Raw genomic sequence first — 16,579 nt, forward strand, 5'->3', positions numbered from 1 at the left:
CCTGTCCTTCAGTTGCTTTTCGGTTGCGCGATTAGCTGTGCGATCAATTGCGCTTCGTCGGCGGCTTCGAGGCAGCGCAGATCGAGCCGCAACGCGTCGTCCGCGATCCGGCCGATCACCGGCCGCGCCATCTCGCGCAACTGCTTTTCGAGCGCGAGCAGATGACGGCCGCCGCGCTTGCCGTCGGTCATCCTGATGACGAGGCCGTGGCTCGGCAGCACGTCGACTGGCAATGCACCACTGCCGATCTGGCTGAACATCGGTTCCGCCGCCACGGTGTAGCGCGCGCCGATCGCCTGCTGCAGCGCCGGTAGCACGCGCTGCGCGGCAGCGTGAATGTCCTCGGCGGGACGCGTGAGGAGCCGTAGCGTGGTCAGCCGCTCCGCCAACTTCTCGGGCGCGCGATACAGCCGCAGCACAGGCTCCAACGCCGCGAGCGTCAGCTTGCCGACGCGCAGTGCGCGCTTCAGCGGATGCTTCTTGATCTGAGCGATCAGATCGCGCCGCCCGACGATCAACCCGGCCTGCGGTCCGCCGAGCAGTTTGTCGCCGCTGAAGGTGACGACATCGGCGCCGGCCGCGACGGTCTCGCGCACCGTCGGCTCGCGCGGCAAGCCCCATTCGGCGAGATCGACCAGCGTGCCGCTGCCGAGATCGACGGCGACCGCGAGCCCGCGCGCGTGCGCGAGCGGCGCGATCTCGTCGATACCGACTTCCTTCGTGAAGCCGCTGATCGCATAGTTGCTCGCGTGGACTTTCATCAGCAGCGCGGTGCGCGCGTTGATTGCCTGTTCATAGTCCTTCAGATGGGTGCGGTTCGTCGTGCCTACTTCGCGCAGCTTCGCGCCCGCGCGGCTCATGATGTCGGGAATGCGAAACGCGCCGCCGATTTCGACGAGCTCGCCGCGCGACACCACCACTTCCTTCTTCGCCGCGAGCGCGGACAGCGTGAGCAGCACCGCGGCCGCGTTGTTGTTGACGATGGTTGCCGCCTCGGCGCCGGTGAGCTCGCAGATCAGATCGTCGATCAGGTCGTCGCGATCACCGCGCATGCCGGTGGCGAGATCGAACTCGAGGTTAGCCGGTTGCGTGAGCGCGGTCATCACGGCGCGCACCGACTCGTCGGGCAGCAGCGCGCGGCCGAGGTTCGTGTGCAATACAGTGCCGGTCAGATTGAACACACTGCGCAGCCGCGACGCGTTGCGCGCGAGCAGCGCCGCAGCGACCGTCGCATGCAGCTGCGGGGTTTCGAGCGCGCTCACCGCCGGGTTGGCCGCCGCATCGCCCGATTGCGCGTTGATACGCCACGCGTCGAACGCGTCGCGCAACGCATCGAGCACCTGAGTGCGGCCGTATTCGCCGATCAGCGGCGCGAATTCGGCCGACGCCATCACCTTGTCCACCGATGGCACGCGCGCCATCAGCGCGCGCAATTCCGAGCCGCTCACATCGCTCACGAGCAATCCTTATGTCGTGTTGAACTTGCGTCCGGCCAGGTCGCCGTCAGGCGGACTCGTCGTCCTCCGCGTCCGTCGCGCCGGCCGTCTGCTCCGGCCACAGCCAGGGATGCGGCGACGCGCGCCGGTAACCTTCCGCGCCCATCAGCAGATCGAGCGTGAGGCTCGCGAGGTCGTCCGCGAATGGATCGAACTCGTAGTCCTTCGCCTGAATGCCGATCTTGCGGTAAGTATGGCATTCGTCGCACGACTCCGCCTTCAGCACGGCGTTTTTCGTTTCGGCTTCGCGCGTGGCCGCGTCGGCGTCGGGCGAGCCGGCCACGTGGTACGCAATGCCTTTCGTCGAATCGCAGTTCGAGCATTTGCTTCGGACCATATGCCATTCGGTTGCGCATAGCCCGCATTGCAGATAGCGATAGTTGTCGTACGCGCCGCCGATGCGCAGCGTGCTGGCCACCGGATGCGAGCCGCATACCGGGCACCGGCCCGGTGTGTCGAGGTACGGTACGGCGCGCTTGTCGATGTCGGCGGCGAGGTCGGTCCATACGACTTGCAGCGCGGCCATGATGAATGGCGCGCTCGCCGGCTCTACGTCGGCGAAGCGCTGCGCGAAGATCGCGTCGGCCTGCGCTTCGAGCGTGGCGACGTCGAGCGCGCGCAGTTGCGTGAACACCGCGACGAGCGGCGGCGTCAACGGACCCGCGGCTTCGATCTTGTCGAGCAGTTGCAGCAGCACGTCGCGCCACGCCGGATCGCGCGCGCCGGACAGCGCCGGAATCAGCGGCATCGAATACTGCTGCGCGCTCGCGATCAGCTCGGGGCTCGGCGGCTGCGCCTTGAAGTGCGCGAGCACCGCCTGCTGCGCATCGGCGAGCGCCGCCATCAGCCGCAGGTAGCCGGCAATCGGATTGCCGCGCGAGGCGAGCTGGCGCAGGCGCGCGGCGCGCGGCGCGAACACCGCGAGCCGCTCCGGCATGCGGATGCGGGGGATTGCCGAGGGATCGAGCGACTCGATGTCGGCGGCTTCGAGAATTCGTTGAGCCAAGTTATCGACCTCTGAAAACTGAAGAGCCGCCGCCCGTCATCGACGTGGCGCGGCGGCCCGGTGCGCGGAGTGCTACTTTACTTGCCGATGATTTCCCTGAACCAGTTCGGATGGTGCTTGCGCGCCCAGCCATAAGTAACGGTGCCGCGCGTCATCGCACCTATGGAGCCCTTGACCCACAGCGCCGCATAGATATGCACGATGATGCCGACGATCAGCAGGAATGCCGTCACGGCATGCACGAGTGCTGAGAGCCGGATCAGGTCCATCGGGAAGTAGAGCGAAAAGTAGCGCCGCCAGATCACGATGCCGCTCAGCAACAGCAGCAGCATACAGATCACCATCACGAAGAACAGCAGCTTCTGCCCGGCGTTGTACCTGCCGATTGCGGGCAGGCGCTCCTCGCGGTTGTTCAGCACGTCGCGGTACTGCTTCATCCACTGGATATCCGCCTGGTCGAGATAGTTGTGATGCCAGAAGCGCAACGCAAGAATCAGGAACGAGATGAACATCACGCAGCCGATGAACGGGTGCAGGATCCGCGTCCACTGTCCGCCGCCAAGCACGAAGTACAGAAACGCCATCGCGGGATGGAACATCGCGAGACCGGACAGCGCGAGCAGGATGAAACAGATCGCGGTGATCCAATGATTCGTGCGCTCGTTCGGCGTATAGCGCACGATCAGGCGGTTGCCCTTCACGTCCGTGAAGTCGGTGTGCTCAGAGTGGTTCATTGCTTACCCTCCCGCGAACGGCGCGCTTCTTCGGCTTCCTTGACGGCGGCGGCTTCGTCGGCCTCGGTCACCTCGTTCGGACCGACGCGCGTGTAGTGGAAGAAGCCCGCGAGCGCGGCGATCCCCATGATGGCGAGCCCGATCGGCTTGGCTATGCCCTTCCACAACGTCACCATCGGACTGATGCGCGGATCGTCCGGCAGGCCGTGATACAGCGATGGCCGGTCGGCGTGATGCAGCACGTACATCACATGCGTGCCGCCGACCTTTTCCGGGTTATACAGGCCAGCGTTCTGGAAACCGCGCTCCTTCAGATCGACGATGCGGTCCTCGGCCTGCAGCTTCATGTCCTCCTTGGTGCCGAACATGATCGCGCCGGTCGGGCAGGTCTTCACGCAGGCCGGCTCCTGGCCGACCGCGACGCGGTCCGAACACAGCGTGCACTTGTACACGCGGCGATCCTTCTTCGACATACGCGGTATGTTGAACGGGCAGCCGGCGATGCAGAAGCCGCAGCCAATGCAGTTCTCCTCGTGAAAATCCACGATGCCGTTCGTGTACTGCACGATCGCGCCCGGCGACGGACAGGCCTTCAGACAGCCCGGGTCTTCGCAGTGCATGCAGCCGTCCTTGCGGATCAGCCATTCGATATCGCCGGCGGAGTTCTCGTACTCCGCAAACCGCATGACGGTCCACGAATTCTCGGTCAGATCGGGCGGGTTATCGTAGACGCCCACGTTCACGCCGATCTCGTCGCGCAGATCGTTCCACTCCATGCAGGCCGTCTGACACGCCTTGCAGCCGATGCACTTCGATACGTCGATGAGCTTCGCGACCTGCCCGGTGGCCGGCGCGCGAGCCACCGGCGGTTGCGTGGTGGTGGCCGAGACGCGTCTGATGTCTAGTGATTGCAGTGCCATCTCTTTACCTTATGCCTTTTCGACCTTGACGAGGAACGACTTGGTTTCCGGTGTCTGTGAGTTCCCGTCGCCCACCGGGGGCGTCAGCCCATTGACGAGATAGCCCGGCCTCGCGAGCCCCATGAAGCCCCAATGAATCGGCAGCCCGACGGTCTGCACCTTCTTGCCTTCGACAGTCAGCGGTTTGATGCGCTTCGTCACGACCGCGACGGCGATCAGGTGCCCGCGGTTCGAGCTCACCTTGACCCGGTCGCCGGCCACCACGCCGATCTCCTTCGCGAGGTCTTCGCCGATCTCGACGAACTGCTCGGGCTGGATGATCGCGTTCAGCTTCGCGTGCTTCGTCCAGTAGTGGAAATGCTCGGTCAGACGATAGCTGGTCGCCGTATGCGGGAAGTTCTCGTGCGTGCCGAACGTGGCCTTGTCGGCCGGGAATACGCGCGCCGCCGGGTTGCTGACGGCCAGCTTGTTGTCCGGATGCAGCGGGTTGTAGCCGAGCGGCGTCTCGAACGGTTCATAGTGCTCGGGGAACGGCCCTTCGACCATCGCGTCGCGCGCGAAGAACCGCGCGACGCCTTCCGGATTCATGATGAACGGATTCATGCCGCTGTCAGGCGGCTCGTCGACCTTGAAGTCCGGAATGTCGGCGCCCGACCACGTGCTGCCATTCCACGCGATCAGCTTGCGCGTCGGATCGAACGGCTTGCCGTTGAGATCGCACGACGCGCGGTTGTACAGAACCCGCCGGTTCACCGGCCATGCCCACGCCCAGTTCAGCGTGTTGCCGATGCCGGTCGGGTCCGAGTTGTCGCGGCGGCCCATCTGGTTGCCCGCCTGGGTCCACGCCCCGCAGAAGATCCAGCAGCCGCTCGAAGTCGAGCCGTCGTCGCGCAGCAGCGCGAAACTCGCGAGCTGCTCGCCTTTCTTCGCGAGCACCTTGGTCGGGTCCTTCGGATCGGTGACGTCCGCGAGCGCCTTGCCGTTGAACTCCATTGCGAGTTCTTCCGGCGTCGGGCTGTCCGGCTTCGCATAAGGCCAGCTCATGTTCAGGATCGGATCGGGATACTTGCCGCCGTCCTTGCGATAAGCGTCGCGAATCCGCAGCCACAGCCCAGCCATGATCTCGAGGTCGCTCTTCGCTTCGCCCGGGCCGTCAGCGCCCTGCCAGTGCCATTGCAGCACGCGGCTCGAACTGACGAGCGAGCCGCGTTCCTCGGCGAAGCAGGTGGTCGGCAGACGGAACACCTCGGTCTGGATCGATGCGCTGTCGACGTCGTTGAACGGGCCGTGGTTCTTCCAGAACTCCGACGTTTCGGTCGCGAGCGGATCCATGATCACGAGCCACTTCAGCTTGGCCAGAGCCGCGCCGTTCTTTGACTTGTACGGCGCGGCGGCAAGCGGGTTGAAGCCCTGCGCGATGTAGCCGTTCATCTTGCCCTGACTCATCAGCTCGAAGACCTGCAGCAGGTCGTAGGACTTGTCGAGCTTCGGCAGATAGTCGAAAGCGAAGTTGTTCTCGGCGGTCGCCTTGTCGCCCCACCACGACTTCATGAAGCTCACGTGGAACGCGCGATAGTTGCGCCAGTAGCTCAGCTGGTTCGGCCGCAGCGGTTGCTGGGTACGCTTCTCGATGTAGGCGTCGAAGTCCTGCTCCGCTTCCATCGGCAGCGTCATGTAGCCAGGCAGCAGGTTCGACATCAGGCCGAGGTCCGTCAGGCCCTGGATGTTCGAGTGACCGCGCAGCGCATTCATGCCGCCGCCCGCGATGCCGATGTTGCCGAGCAGCAGCTGTACCATCGCGCCGGTGCGGATGATCTGCGAGCCGATCGAGTGCTGGGTCCAGCCGAGCGCGTACATGATCGTGGTCGCACGTCCCGGCACCGACGTCGCCGCGAGCATCTCGCACACGTGCAGGAACTTGTCCTTCGGCGTGCCGCAGATTTTTTCGACCTGCTCGGGCGTGTAGCGCGAGTAATGCTTCTTCATTAGCTGATAGACGCAGCGCGGGTCCTGCAGCGTCGGGTCGACCTTGGCGAAGCCGTCTTCGCCGCGCTCGTAGTTCCACGAGGTCTTGTCGTAGCTGCGCTTGTCGGCGTTGTAGCCGGAGAACAGGCCGTCGTTGAACGCAAAGTCATCACGGACGATAAACGACACGTCCGTGTAGTTCTTCACGTACTCGTGCTGGATCTTGTCGTTCGTCAGCAGATAGTTGATCACCCCGCCGAGGAATGCGATGTCCGTGCCGGTGCGGATCGGCACGTAGTAGTCCGCGACCGACGCCGTGCGATTAAAGCGCGGGTCGACCACGATCAGGCGCGCCTTGCGGTGCGCCTTCGCTTCCGTGACCCATTTGAATCCGCAAGGGTGGGCCTCGGCCGAATTGCCGCCCATCACGAGAATCAAGTCCGCGTTTCTGATGTCGACCCAATGGTTCGTCATCGCTCCACGGCCAAACGTCGGGGCAAGACCTGCCACCGTCGGGCCATGTCAGACACGCGCCTGATTGTCGAATCCGAGCATGCCAAGACTGCGGGCAGTCTTGTGCGTCAGATAACCCACCTCGTTACTGCTGGCCGACGCCGCGAGCATCCCGGTAGTCAGCCAGCGGTTGACCTTCTTGCCGTCTGCGGTCGTCTCGACGAAGTTCGCGTCCCGGTCTTCCTTCATCAGCTTCGCGATGCGGTCGAGCGCGTCTTCCCACGAGATGCGCTTCCACTCGTTCGCTCCGGCCGCGCGGTACTCGGGATAGCGCAGACGGCTCGGGCTATGGATGAAGTCGATCAGGCTCGCGCCCTTCGGGCACAGCGTGCCGCGATTGACCGGATGGTCGGGGTCGCCCTCGATGTGGAAGATGCTCGTCTTCACGTTCTTGGCTTCGTCGCCGAGGCCGTACATCAGGACGCCGCAGCCCACCGAGCAGTACGGGCAGGTGTTGCGGGTTTCGGTAGCACGCGACAATTTGTACTGACGGACTTCGGCCAGCGCGGGGGTCGGCGAGAAGCCCATCAGGGCTAGGCTCGATCCGGCGAGCGAGGTGGCAGAAACCTTCAGGAATTGTCGCCGAGTCATTTGCGTCATTGCATGGCCTCGGCTCTTTTGGGAACAAAATTGATTATAGATGCCGTTTCACGACACGTAGCTCGATCGTAGTGCATTCGCCACCCGGGTAAATCAGACATGCGAAAGTCACCGCAATGAACGGCGCCCTCTGCCTGCACGATTTATTCCACGCGCCGGGCACCGTTCATGCTGAATCCGCGAATGGTAATTCAATTGACCTCCTCGACGGATTATTGCGCTCCTATGAACTCCTCTCCTTACTCCTGTCGCGCGGCAGCCGGCGCAGCCTCGCTTGCGCTTCTCGGCGCCGCACTGCTGGCCGCGAACTCCCCCAGCCTTGCGCAGATTCCCCAGTCGGGGGGCTCTTCGCATATGGAAAGCCGCTCGTCCGGGATGGGTTCGACGCCCGACCCGGCCGCGTCGGCAGTTCACGAATCCCAAAAACCTCAGTCGAAAGACAGCGGACAAGGTAATGCGCGCGGCAAAACCGCCGGCCAGGGACAAAAAGCCGAGGGCGCCGGCGGATTTAACAATGGCTTGTATGGGACCGGCGCAGGCAGCAATAAATAAGGCATTGCAATCGTGCGGTAATTGTTTTGCTAATTGTCGACGGCGATCAATTCGCGCGGCGGTGCGCAATTGCGTTAGCGCGTGAAGAATTCGTTTCATCGCGCGCAGCTGCCGTTTGCATTTGCTTCGGCATGGGTACTTTCTACGCGGGCGTTTATCGTTCGGATAAATCCAGTTTGCGGCCCGCGCCGACGCTGCACAGTGTGAAAACTACCCTCATAATGCGGTCATTCGACGAACCCGAACTCCCGCCCTCATGACCCAAGTCCAAGCAAGCCAGTCGCCCCGCCTTACGAGCCTGTCGCACGGTGGCGGCTGCGGCTGCAAGATCGCGCCCGGCCTGCTCGCCGATCTGCTCAAGCGCAGCGCGCCGCTGCCGTTTTTCCCCGACCTGCTGGTCGGCAACGACACCGCCGACGACGCCGCCGTCTACAAGCTCAACGAGGACCAGGCGATCGTCGCGACCACCGATTTCTTCATGCCGATCGTCGACGATCCGTTCGACTTCGGCCGCATCGCCGCGACTAATGCGATTTCCGACGTCTACGCGATGGGCGGCAAGCCGATCATGGCGCTTGCGATCGTCGGCATGCCGATCAACGTGCTGCCGCACGACGTGATTGCGGCCGTGCTGAAAGGCGGCGAATCGGTGTGCGCGGACGCGGGCATCCCGCTCGCGGGGGGCCATTCGATCGATTCGGTCGAGCCGATATACGGCCTCGTCGCGCTGGGCATCGTCGATCCGAAGCGCGTCAAGCGCAATGCGGGCGGCCGGGCCGGCGACGTGCTGATCCTCGGCAAGCCGCTCGGCGTCGGCATTCTGTCCGCGGCACTGAAAAAAGACCGGCTCGACGAGGCCGGCTACGCGGCCATGATCGGCGCGACCACCAAGCTGAACCGGCCGGGCGCCGAGTTGGCGCGGCTCGACGGCGTGCATGCGCTGACCGACATCACCGGCTTCGGCCTGCTCGGCCACACGCTGGAACTGGCGCGCGGCTCGAAGCTGACCGCGCGCGTGCACTATGCGGACCTGCCGTGGCTGCCGAACGTCGCGAGCCTCGCGGAAGCCGGTATTTTCACCGGCGCATCGGGCCGCAACTGGGATGCCTATGGCCACGACGTGATGCTGCCCGCCACGTTGCCGTCGGCCGGCCGTGCGTTGTTGACCGATCCGCAGACGTCGGGCGGGCTGCTGGTGTCGTGCGCGCCCGAGGCGGTCGACGAGGTGCTCGCACTGTTCCGCGCCGATGGCTTCGCCGACGCGCGAGTGATCGGCGAGCTTGTGAGCGGTGAAGCGCGGGTCGAGGTCATCTGAGGCAGGCGGTTGAAGGAACGCGTCACTAGAGAACGCCTGAAAGGACGCATAACCGGCCCGAACGAGCCGCGCATGCGATAATTTCGGTCTTCCCGCGGTCCGTTTCGTCCCTACTCCCTTGAAAAGTCTTCTAGTCAGCCTCGATAAAGCCGGCGATTTCGATGAAATCGTCGACGTTCGCACGCCGCTCGAGTTCGAGGAGGACCATATTCCGGGCGCGACCAACGCGCCAGTGCTGAGCAACGAGGAACGCGTGCTGGTCGGCACGACCTACAAGCAGGTGTCGCCGTTCGAGGGCACGCGGCTCGGAGCGGCGCTCGTCGCGCGCAACATCGCGCATCATCTGGAAACCACGTTCGCCGACCGGCCGCGCAACTGGCGCCCGCTGATCTACTGCTGGCGCGGCGGCAAGCGCTCGGGGTCGGTCACGACGCTGTTCAACATGATCGGCTGGTCGGCGCGGCAACTCGAGGGCGGCTACAAGAGCTACCGGCGCGCCACGCTGGAGAGGCTCGAAACCCTGCCGCGCCGTTTCAGCTACATCGCGCTCGTCGGCCCGACCGGCAGCGGCAAGACACGGCTGCTGTCGGCGCTGCATGAGGCCGGCGCGCAAACGCTCGACCTCGAGGCGCTCGCCTCGCATCGCGGCTCGCTGCTCGGCGCGTACACGGGCGTGCAGCAGCCGTCGCAAAAGCGTTTCGACACGCTGCTCGTCACCGCGCTGCAAGACTTCGACGTGAACCGGCCGGTGTTCGTCGAGGCGGAAAGCCGGCGCATCGGCTCCGTCACGCTGCCGCTCGCGCTGCTCGAAACGTTTCATCGCGGCGCGTGCGTCGAGGTGCGTTCGAGCCGCGAGGATCGCGCGGCGTTTCTGCTGCAGGATTACGCGCATCTGTTCGAGCATCCCGACTACTTCAAGGGACAGCTGGAACGGTTGATCGGCCTGCACAGCCGCGAGCGGGTCGCGGGCTGGCAGCGGCTCGTCGACGACAACCGGCGCGCCGAGCTCGCGCACGAACTGATCGAACTTCACTACGATCCCGCGTACGCGCGCAGCAGCGGCCAGCATTTCGATCAGCTGCCGACTGCACTGCAACTCCATTTCCGCCCGAACGACGCCGACGTCGTCGAGCAGGCGAAAACGCTGCTCGCGCAGCTCGACAGCCGTACGCTAGTCCTCGGTTGACTCACAACGACATTTAAGAACCATCATGCAATCAACCCTTCGGCAACCTCGCGTCACGTTTGGCTGGATCGTCTTCCTGCTGATCGCCGTCGTCGGCCTCTTCTATGTGAAGTGGTTTCCGTACTACAACCGCGCGTTCGTCGCCGCGAGCCAGCATTCGATCGGCAAGTCGATCCTGATGGGCACGTCCGCGAGTGCGCCGGCGGCCTCATGGCAGGCCGCGATCGACTTCGCGCTCGCGTACGGCAAGGCGATCTGGCAGGCGATGGTGCTTGGCCTGCTGCTCGGCTCCGCGGTGCAAGCGCTGATTCCGCCGCAGTGGGTCGCGCGTGCGCTCGGTCGCGCCGACTTCAACAGTGTCGTCAAAGGCGGCCTGATGTCGTTGCCTGGCATGATGTGCACCTGCTGCGCGGCGCCGGTCGTCGCCGGCCTGCGCGCGCGCGAAGCGGCGCCGGGCGCGGCGATTGCTTTTTGGCTCGGTAACACCGCGCTGAATCCCGCGACGCTGATTTTCATGGGCTTCGTGCTCGGCTGGCAGTGGATGGGCCTGCGCCTCGCGCTCGGCATCGTGATGGTGTTCGGCCTCGGCTACCTCGTGAACCGCATGATCACGCCGCAGGAAGCGCAAGCGTCGCGAGAGGCCGTCGCCCAACTGGTCAGCGCCGACGATCCGGGCACCGCGTTCTCGCGCTGGGTCTCGATTCTCGGGCGCATGACGCTGCGGCTCGTGCCGGAATACATCGTGCTCGTGCTGATTCTCGGCGCGGCGCGCGCATGGCTGTTTCCGCACGTCGGCCCGGACGTCGACAACAGCCTGCTGTGGATCATCGCGCTGTCGATCGCCGGCACGCTGTTCGTGATTCCGACCGCGGGTGAGGTGCCGATCATTCAGGCGATGCTGTCGTTCGGCATGGCCGCCGGCCCCGCCGGCGCGCTGCTGATGACGCTGCCGCTCGTCAGCGTGCCGTCGCTCGCGATGCTCGCGCGGTCGTTTCCGCGGCGCGTGCTGACGGTGGTGGCCTGTGCGGTGGTGGTGTGCGGTGTCGTCAGTGGCTTGCTGGCCGTTGCGCTGGGCTTTTGAGCCGGTCTTTGAGTTCGAGTCGTGGAAGAAGGAAGCATGAAACGTATCGCCGCTTTCGCCGTCACCTGTTGGTCCGCCGCCGGTCTGCTGTACGTTGGACAGCACTCGGTGGCGCTGATCGCGCTGAGCGGCGTCGTTGCTTTCGCGGGGTTCGATCTGCTGCGGCCTTGAAGGGGTTGTTGTTTTTCTCGTCCGTGCAAGCTCGCTTGCCCGTTGCGTTCGCGGTAGCGTTCGCGTTCGCCCGCGCCTAACCCGAAAGGGCCTCGCCAATCGCCGCGAGCCACAAAGCCACCGCGTGCGCGCCTGGGTCCACATGACCGATCGCTCGCTCGCCGACATAACTCGAACGCCCGCGGCGCGGATGCATCGAAGCGGTACGCGACGTGCCATCGATTGCCGCATCGACGGCGGCTTGCAATGCGGCATCCGTCGACGCTCCCTGAGCGAGTGCGTCATACAGCGCGTCGGCGGCGGGCTTCAGCGCATCGACCATCGTGCGATCGCCCGGCGTCGCGCCTCCGAGTTCCATCAATCCATCGACACCGGCGCTGAACGCCGTCGCCCATTGCCGTGCCGTGGCCCCGCCCGACGGTTCGAGCGCGGCCGCCGCGCGCAGCAGCATCACCGCGTATAGCGGACCCGACGTACCGCCCACCACGCGCCGCAGCGTCGCCGAGATGCTGCGCAACACCGCGCTCGGCGTGGTTGCGGACGCGTAGGAATCGAGTTCGAGTTGCACCGCGCGTGCGCCGCGCGCGAGGCTGATGCCGAGGTCGCCGTCGCCGACGCGCTGGTCCAGTTCGGTCAATATCGGCTCGGCGGCCAGCAGGCACTCGCAGACCGCTTCGATCGCTCGCCGCAGTGTCGCGTCACGCGCGAGCGTCGCGCCGCTCGCGCTTGGCGGCGCGGGTGGCGCTGCACGCATCGCGACCTGCGCGACGCGGCCGCTCAGCGCGGGCCATGCGCTCGTATGCGAGGCGGCGTCGAGCAGGCTCAGGCGTTCGTCATCGACCCGCAGCAGCGTTAGCGACACGCCAGCCATTTCGAGCGCGCTCAGGAACGTGCCGGCCCACGCGCGCGCAACTTCGATGCCGCGCCCGGCGAGCTCGCGCAGCGCGGCGCCGGCCACCACGTGGAGCTCGCTCGATGGGGTGCCGCCAAGATTGTTGACGAGCAGCGCGACGCGCTCGCCGGGCTGCAACGCGAGATCGTCGATGATCTTTGCCAGCAGCTTGCCGACCATCGCATCGGCCGGTTCCAGCGCACCGCGCGCCACCCCGGGTTCGCCATGAATGCCGAGGCCCCATTCGATTTCGCGATCGCCCAGTTCGAAGCCCGGCTTGCCCGCGGCCGGCACCGTGCACGGCGTCAGCGCGACGCCCATCGTGCCGAGCGACGCGGCCGCTTCTTTGGCGATCCGCGCGACTTCGGGCAACGGCAATCCGCGCGCGGCCGCCGCGCCCGCGATCTTATGAACCAGCACCGTGCCCGCGAGTCCGCGACGGCCCGCGTGATTGCCGGTCGCGCTCAGCGCGACGTCGTCGGCGACGATCATCATCTCGACGGGAATGCCCTCGGCGCGCGCGATTTCGGCCGCGAGGCCGAAGTTGAAGCGGTCGCCCGTGTAATTCTTGACGATCAGCAACGCGCCTGCGGGGCCGGCCACCGCTCGGATTGCGTCGAGCACGGCGTCGGTGGATGGCGATGTGAAGATCTCGCCGGCCACCGCCGCGCTCAGCATGCCGTGGCCGACGTAGCCGCCGTGCGCGGGCTCGTGGCCCGAGCCGCCGCCGGAGATCAGCGCGACCTCGCCACGCGCGGCCACGGCCTCGGCATCGGCGCGCAACACGATCGTGCCGCCCTGCAACAGCGAGAGCTGAGGATTGAGGGCGATGAGCCCGTCGAGCATGTCGGGGACCACGGTGGACACATCGTTGATGAGCTTCTTCATTGCGTCAGCTCCGTTGGATGCTGCCGGCAGCGCATGATCGAATGATGCGATGGGAACGGCAGTCGGGTCGTCGGCGAAAGCGGAAGGACTAACTGTACCGCGCATTGTCGAACGGCGACGCAACAGCGGCAGAAAACGCGTGAATGTGCGCGAACTGCGAGCCACAAGCGGACAACGAAAACGAAGGGGACGTGATGCCGAACGGCGAAACTGCGGGAACGACGGGATGGATTTGACTGGACCGTAGATGAAAGCGGAACCGCTTTCGTCTACGTCACAGATGCGTTGGTAGGCTCGATTGGATTCGAACCAACGACCCCCACCATGTCAAGGTGGTGCTCTAACCAACTGAGCTACGAGCCTTTAGAGGCGCGAATTATAGAGACTCGTTGCAGACTTCACAAGCCCTTGCGGCGATTTATCGAATCGCATGCGTGCTGATCAGTTGGTCGCGGTCCATTCGGTGTCAGGGTCCAATGGATAAACCGGCCGTTTCACGCGCTCGAATCTGAACAGACTGTAGTCCGAACTCGTGACGCCGCGACTATCGCATTCGACGAGCGCCGCCGCGATCGGCACGAAGACCGGCCGGCAATACATGCGTGATTTGAGCAGCAGAAAACGCGCGCGGCGCGGATCGATGCCGACGCTCTCGAACACGCCGAGATCCCACGGCTCATGCGTGTGTTCGGTCACGACGAGTTTCACCGTGCCGGCGTCGAGCACTGCCGCACGCCCCATGTACGCGCGTTGGCCGGTGTAGGTCGGACCGCTGATCACGTATTCGCCGTCCGTCAGCGCGCGCACGACGCCGGTCAGGGCGAGCGGCGAACGCGAGGGCAAAGCATCGTTTGTCAGCTTGTTGCCGATCGCGAGCGTGACCGTGCTTCCGACCCCCGAGGCCGCCAGGGCCGCGACCGCCTGCGGGTCGCACAACGGCCCGCTGACGATATCTTCGAGGCCCTGCTTCAATGCTTCCTCGAGCAGATCCATCGTGTCGCACGTGCCGCCTGACATGCAGTTGTCGCCGTGATCGAGCAGCAGCACCGGTTTGTCGGCGCCGCGCGCGAGCGACGCCGCCCGCGCGACCGATTCGGCAAGCGGCGCGCTGCAATAGACGAAATCGTCGCGCTCGTCCCAGATCTGTCGCGCGACACGCTCGGCGACCGCCTCGGCATCCGCGCGCTCGCCATTGCCCACTACAACGACGCTAATGCATGGCGCGTCGATATCGGCGAGCGAGAAGCCCGCCAGCACCGACACTGCGAGCATGCCGTCGGCCTCGGCGGCGCGCGCGGCGTCGAGCGCGCGTTTCATCGCGCCGTCGGCGCTCGCGCTGCGCAGCGTGTGCGTGAGCAGCGGCGGTTGACGCCACGCGATCACCGGCTTCGCGTGGCCGTCGATCATGTCGAACAGCAGGCGCGCCGCGTGCGCGCCAGTCTCGTACATGTCGACGTGCGGATAGGTTTTGAAACTGACGATGATGTCGGCGTTGTCGATCATCTTTTGCGTGACGTTGCCGTGCAGATCGAGTGCGACCGCGATCCGCGCGTGCGGCAACGACGCACGCACGCGCGCGAGCAGATCCCCTTCGCCGTCGGCCGAGTTCTCGGCGACCATCGCGCCGTGCAGATCGAGCATCACCGCGTCGCAACCGGTCGCGCCTGCCAGGATCGCGTCGCAGATCGTATCGTAGGCTGCGGCGTCCACCGGCCCACTCGGATTCGCCATGGCGGAGATCGGCGTCACGATTTCGGCGTGCACGCGCTCGGCGGCGTCGATGAACGCGGCCATCGCGGTTTGCATGCGCTTGTTTTCGTCGAACGCGGCGCGGCCGTAGCTGGGACCGGTGCGGCCGAATGCGGCCAGCGGGGTTTCTACCGGCGAGAACGTGTTGGTCTCGTGGTTCATTCGTGCGATCAGGATCTTCATACGCGTACGCTCCCTGTCCTCGACGCGGCGCTCAGCATCACCTGCAGCAGCACCTTGAAGCCGGCTTCCAGATGATCGGCGCGCGTCCTCGATTTCGTCGTGGCTGATGCCGTCCTTGCACGGAACGAAGATCGTCGCGAACACCTCGAGCCAGCCGACCGTGGCGCGGCGACGCGGCGCATGATCGCGCGCCCGATGCGGTTCGCCGCGTGGAGCCCGCTTCGATGCTCCCCGGGTCGAACGCAACTGGATGGCGCTTGCCGACGGGACCTGCTCCGTTCCGGCTTGCTGGTCGGCGTTGTTCCAGTTGTCATGATAGAGAGGTTTGGCGGAGGCTGACGGCCGGACGTCCGCGAGGCGGCAATGCGGCGACGCCTTTCCGTGGGCGAGGATGGGAGGGAAAACCGCTGGATTCGAGGGTAGCGAACGGCGCACCGCGGGCGATTTAGGTGTCAATCCGCTCGACTACGGACGCCGCGACATGCCGGCAATCTGCGCGCAAGTGGTCGCCAGCAAACGTTTTCGTCGAAGGAAGCGGGTAAAACGCAATGAAGGCTCAACCTTTTGCGAAGCGCGCCGTTATTGCATGTGCTCAGGCAAACCCCTTGGATCTCCATGGCACAACCGATTCCTTTCCGCAACTCTGGCGCCGCCCGCGCGCGGCATGCCAAAGCCATGCTGTTGCCCATCGCGCGCCAGATCGCCGACGATCTCGCGTTACGAGTTCATCTGTCGCTCGACGCATTGCGCCGCGGCGTCGGCACGAAGAGCGATGCACAGACACTCACGCAGATCATGCTGTTGACCAGCTATCTCGCCGATGCCGGCTTCGGCTCGATGAGCCATGAAGAACTCCACGCCGCGGATCGCGCCTCGGCGATGGTGTTCGACGCAGGTCGGGAACGCGACGAATGGAAGCTGGACGAAGCGGGATTCGAGCTCTTTGCATCGATCGCTACGAGGTACGATCGGCAACTGCATCGCGCTCCGCTTTGGGCGATTACGGAGGCCAGTGAGAGACTAGACCGCTTTATCGCAGGGGGATCCGATCGAGCGCTGGCGCGTAAGCGGGCATAGCGGTTTTGGAGGAAGTGCTGACCGCCTGAGCCAGAAGGACACGGATTTTGGACGAACGTGTCGGAAGTCTCCGGGTTATGCGGATGCGCTGCGGATCGGAAAGTAGTGAAGCGCGCGGAATTGGCCGCGTAAACGCAAAAACCCCACCGCTGGGCGGTGGGGTTTCTGGCTTTGGGGGAGCCTGACGATTACCTACTTTCACACGGGCAATCCGCACTATCATCGGCGTGGAGTCGTTTCACGGTCCTGTT

Annotated in this window: 13 protein-coding genes and 1 tRNA gene; 6 read left to right on the forward strand and 8 right to left on the reverse strand. The window is 65.0% G+C overall.

The annotated features are described in order from the left end of the window. Positions 1-8: 8 nt before the first annotated feature. From selA to fdnG, 5 genes are all read right to left on the reverse strand, one after another. On the reverse strand, positions 9-1,457 hold the full coding sequence (selA, locus tag AB3X94_RS20955; RefSeq protein ID WP_176107294.1) for an L-seryl-tRNA(Sec) selenium transferase: 1,449 nt from the start codon (positions 1,455-1,457) through the stop codon (positions 9-11). A gap of 46 nt (positions 1,458-1,503) precedes the next feature. Next, positions 1,504-2,502, reverse strand: a complete 999-nt coding sequence (gene fdhE, locus AB3X94_RS20960; protein ID WP_368612589.1) for a formate dehydrogenase accessory protein FdhE — start codon at positions 2,500-2,502, stop codon at positions 1,504-1,506. 77 nt (positions 2,503-2,579) lie between these two features. Next, positions 2,580-3,236: a formate dehydrogenase subunit gamma gene (locus AB3X94_RS20965; protein ID WP_176107292.1), complete on the reverse strand. Its 657-nt coding sequence runs from the start codon at positions 3,234-3,236 to the stop codon at positions 2,580-2,582. Next, a complete protein-coding gene (gene fdxH / locus AB3X94_RS20970) occupies positions 3,233-4,156 on the reverse strand; it encodes a formate dehydrogenase subunit beta (protein WP_176107291.1) in 924 nt (307 codons plus the stop codon). The genes AB3X94_RS20965 and fdxH overlap by 4 nt, the downstream gene beginning before the upstream one ends. A gap of 9 nt (positions 4,157-4,165) precedes the next feature. Then, a complete protein-coding gene (fdnG, locus tag AB3X94_RS20975) occupies positions 4,166-7,234 on the reverse strand; it encodes a formate dehydrogenase-N subunit alpha (RefSeq protein ID WP_176107290.1) in 3,069 nt (1,022 codons plus the stop codon). Positions 7,235-7,402: 168 nt separating this feature from the next. On the opposite strand from fdnG, the gene AB3X94_RS20980 reads away from it, so the two are divergent. The 5 genes from AB3X94_RS20980 to AB3X94_RS21000 all read left to right on the forward strand — a co-directional run bounded on the left by AB3X94_RS20980 (position 7,403) and on the right by AB3X94_RS21000 (position 11,539). Continuing rightward, positions 7,403-7,786 (forward strand): beta-xylosidase, encoded by a 384-nt coding sequence (locus AB3X94_RS20980; protein WP_368612590.1) that lies wholly within the window; start codon positions 7,403-7,405, stop codon positions 7,784-7,786. A gap of 256 nt (positions 7,787-8,042) precedes the next feature. Next, on the forward strand, positions 8,043-9,101 hold the full coding sequence (selD, locus tag AB3X94_RS20985) for a selenide, water dikinase SelD (protein ID WP_368612591.1): 1,059 nt from the start codon (positions 8,043-8,045) through the stop codon (positions 9,099-9,101). Positions 9,102-9,219: 118 nt separating this feature from the next. Then, positions 9,220-10,287, forward strand: coding sequence for a tRNA 2-selenouridine(34) synthase MnmH (mnmH, locus tag AB3X94_RS20990; protein WP_368612592.1), 1,068 nt, complete (start codon positions 9,220-9,222; stop codon positions 10,285-10,287). 25 nt (positions 10,288-10,312) lie between these two features. Beyond that, complete coding sequence (locus AB3X94_RS20995) at positions 10,313-11,368, forward strand: permease (protein ID WP_368593116.1); 1,056 nt, start codon at positions 10,313-10,315, stop codon at positions 11,366-11,368. A 36-nt stretch (positions 11,369-11,404) separates the two neighbouring features. Beyond that, positions 11,405-11,539 carry a hypothetical protein gene (locus AB3X94_RS21000; protein WP_018424239.1) on the forward strand — a complete coding sequence of 45 codons (135 nt, stop codon included), beginning with the start codon at positions 11,405-11,407 and terminating at the stop codon, positions 11,537-11,539. A gap of 76 nt (positions 11,540-11,615) precedes the next feature. Here the strand turns inward: AB3X94_RS21000 and dhaL are convergent, their stop codons facing one another. From dhaL to AB3X94_RS21015, 3 genes are all read right to left on the reverse strand, one after another. Beyond that, on the reverse strand, positions 11,616-13,319 hold the full coding sequence (gene dhaL, locus AB3X94_RS21005) for a dihydroxyacetone kinase subunit DhaL (RefSeq protein WP_368612593.1): 1,704 nt from the start codon (positions 13,317-13,319) through the stop codon (positions 11,616-11,618). Between the two features lie 286 nt (positions 13,320-13,605). Next, a tRNA-Val gene (locus tag AB3X94_RS21010) sits at positions 13,606-13,682 on the reverse strand. A gap of 78 nt (positions 13,683-13,760) precedes the next feature. Next, positions 13,761-15,251 (reverse strand): M81 family metallopeptidase, encoded by a 1,491-nt coding sequence (locus tag AB3X94_RS21015; protein WP_368612594.1) that lies wholly within the window; start codon positions 15,249-15,251, stop codon positions 13,761-13,763. A 615-nt stretch (positions 15,252-15,866) separates the two neighbouring features. On the opposite strand from AB3X94_RS21015, the gene AB3X94_RS21020 reads away from it, so the two are divergent. Then, a complete protein-coding gene (locus AB3X94_RS21020; RefSeq protein ID WP_368612599.1) occupies positions 15,867-16,328 on the forward strand; it encodes a hypothetical protein in 462 nt (153 codons plus the stop codon). The last annotated feature ends 251 nt before the right edge of the window (positions 16,329-16,579 follow it).

Origin of the sequence: Paraburkholderia sp. BR10923 (assembly GCF_040948765.1) — a bacterium.
Lineage (GTDB): Bacteria > Pseudomonadota > Gammaproteobacteria > Burkholderiales > Burkholderiaceae > Paraburkholderia > Paraburkholderia youngii.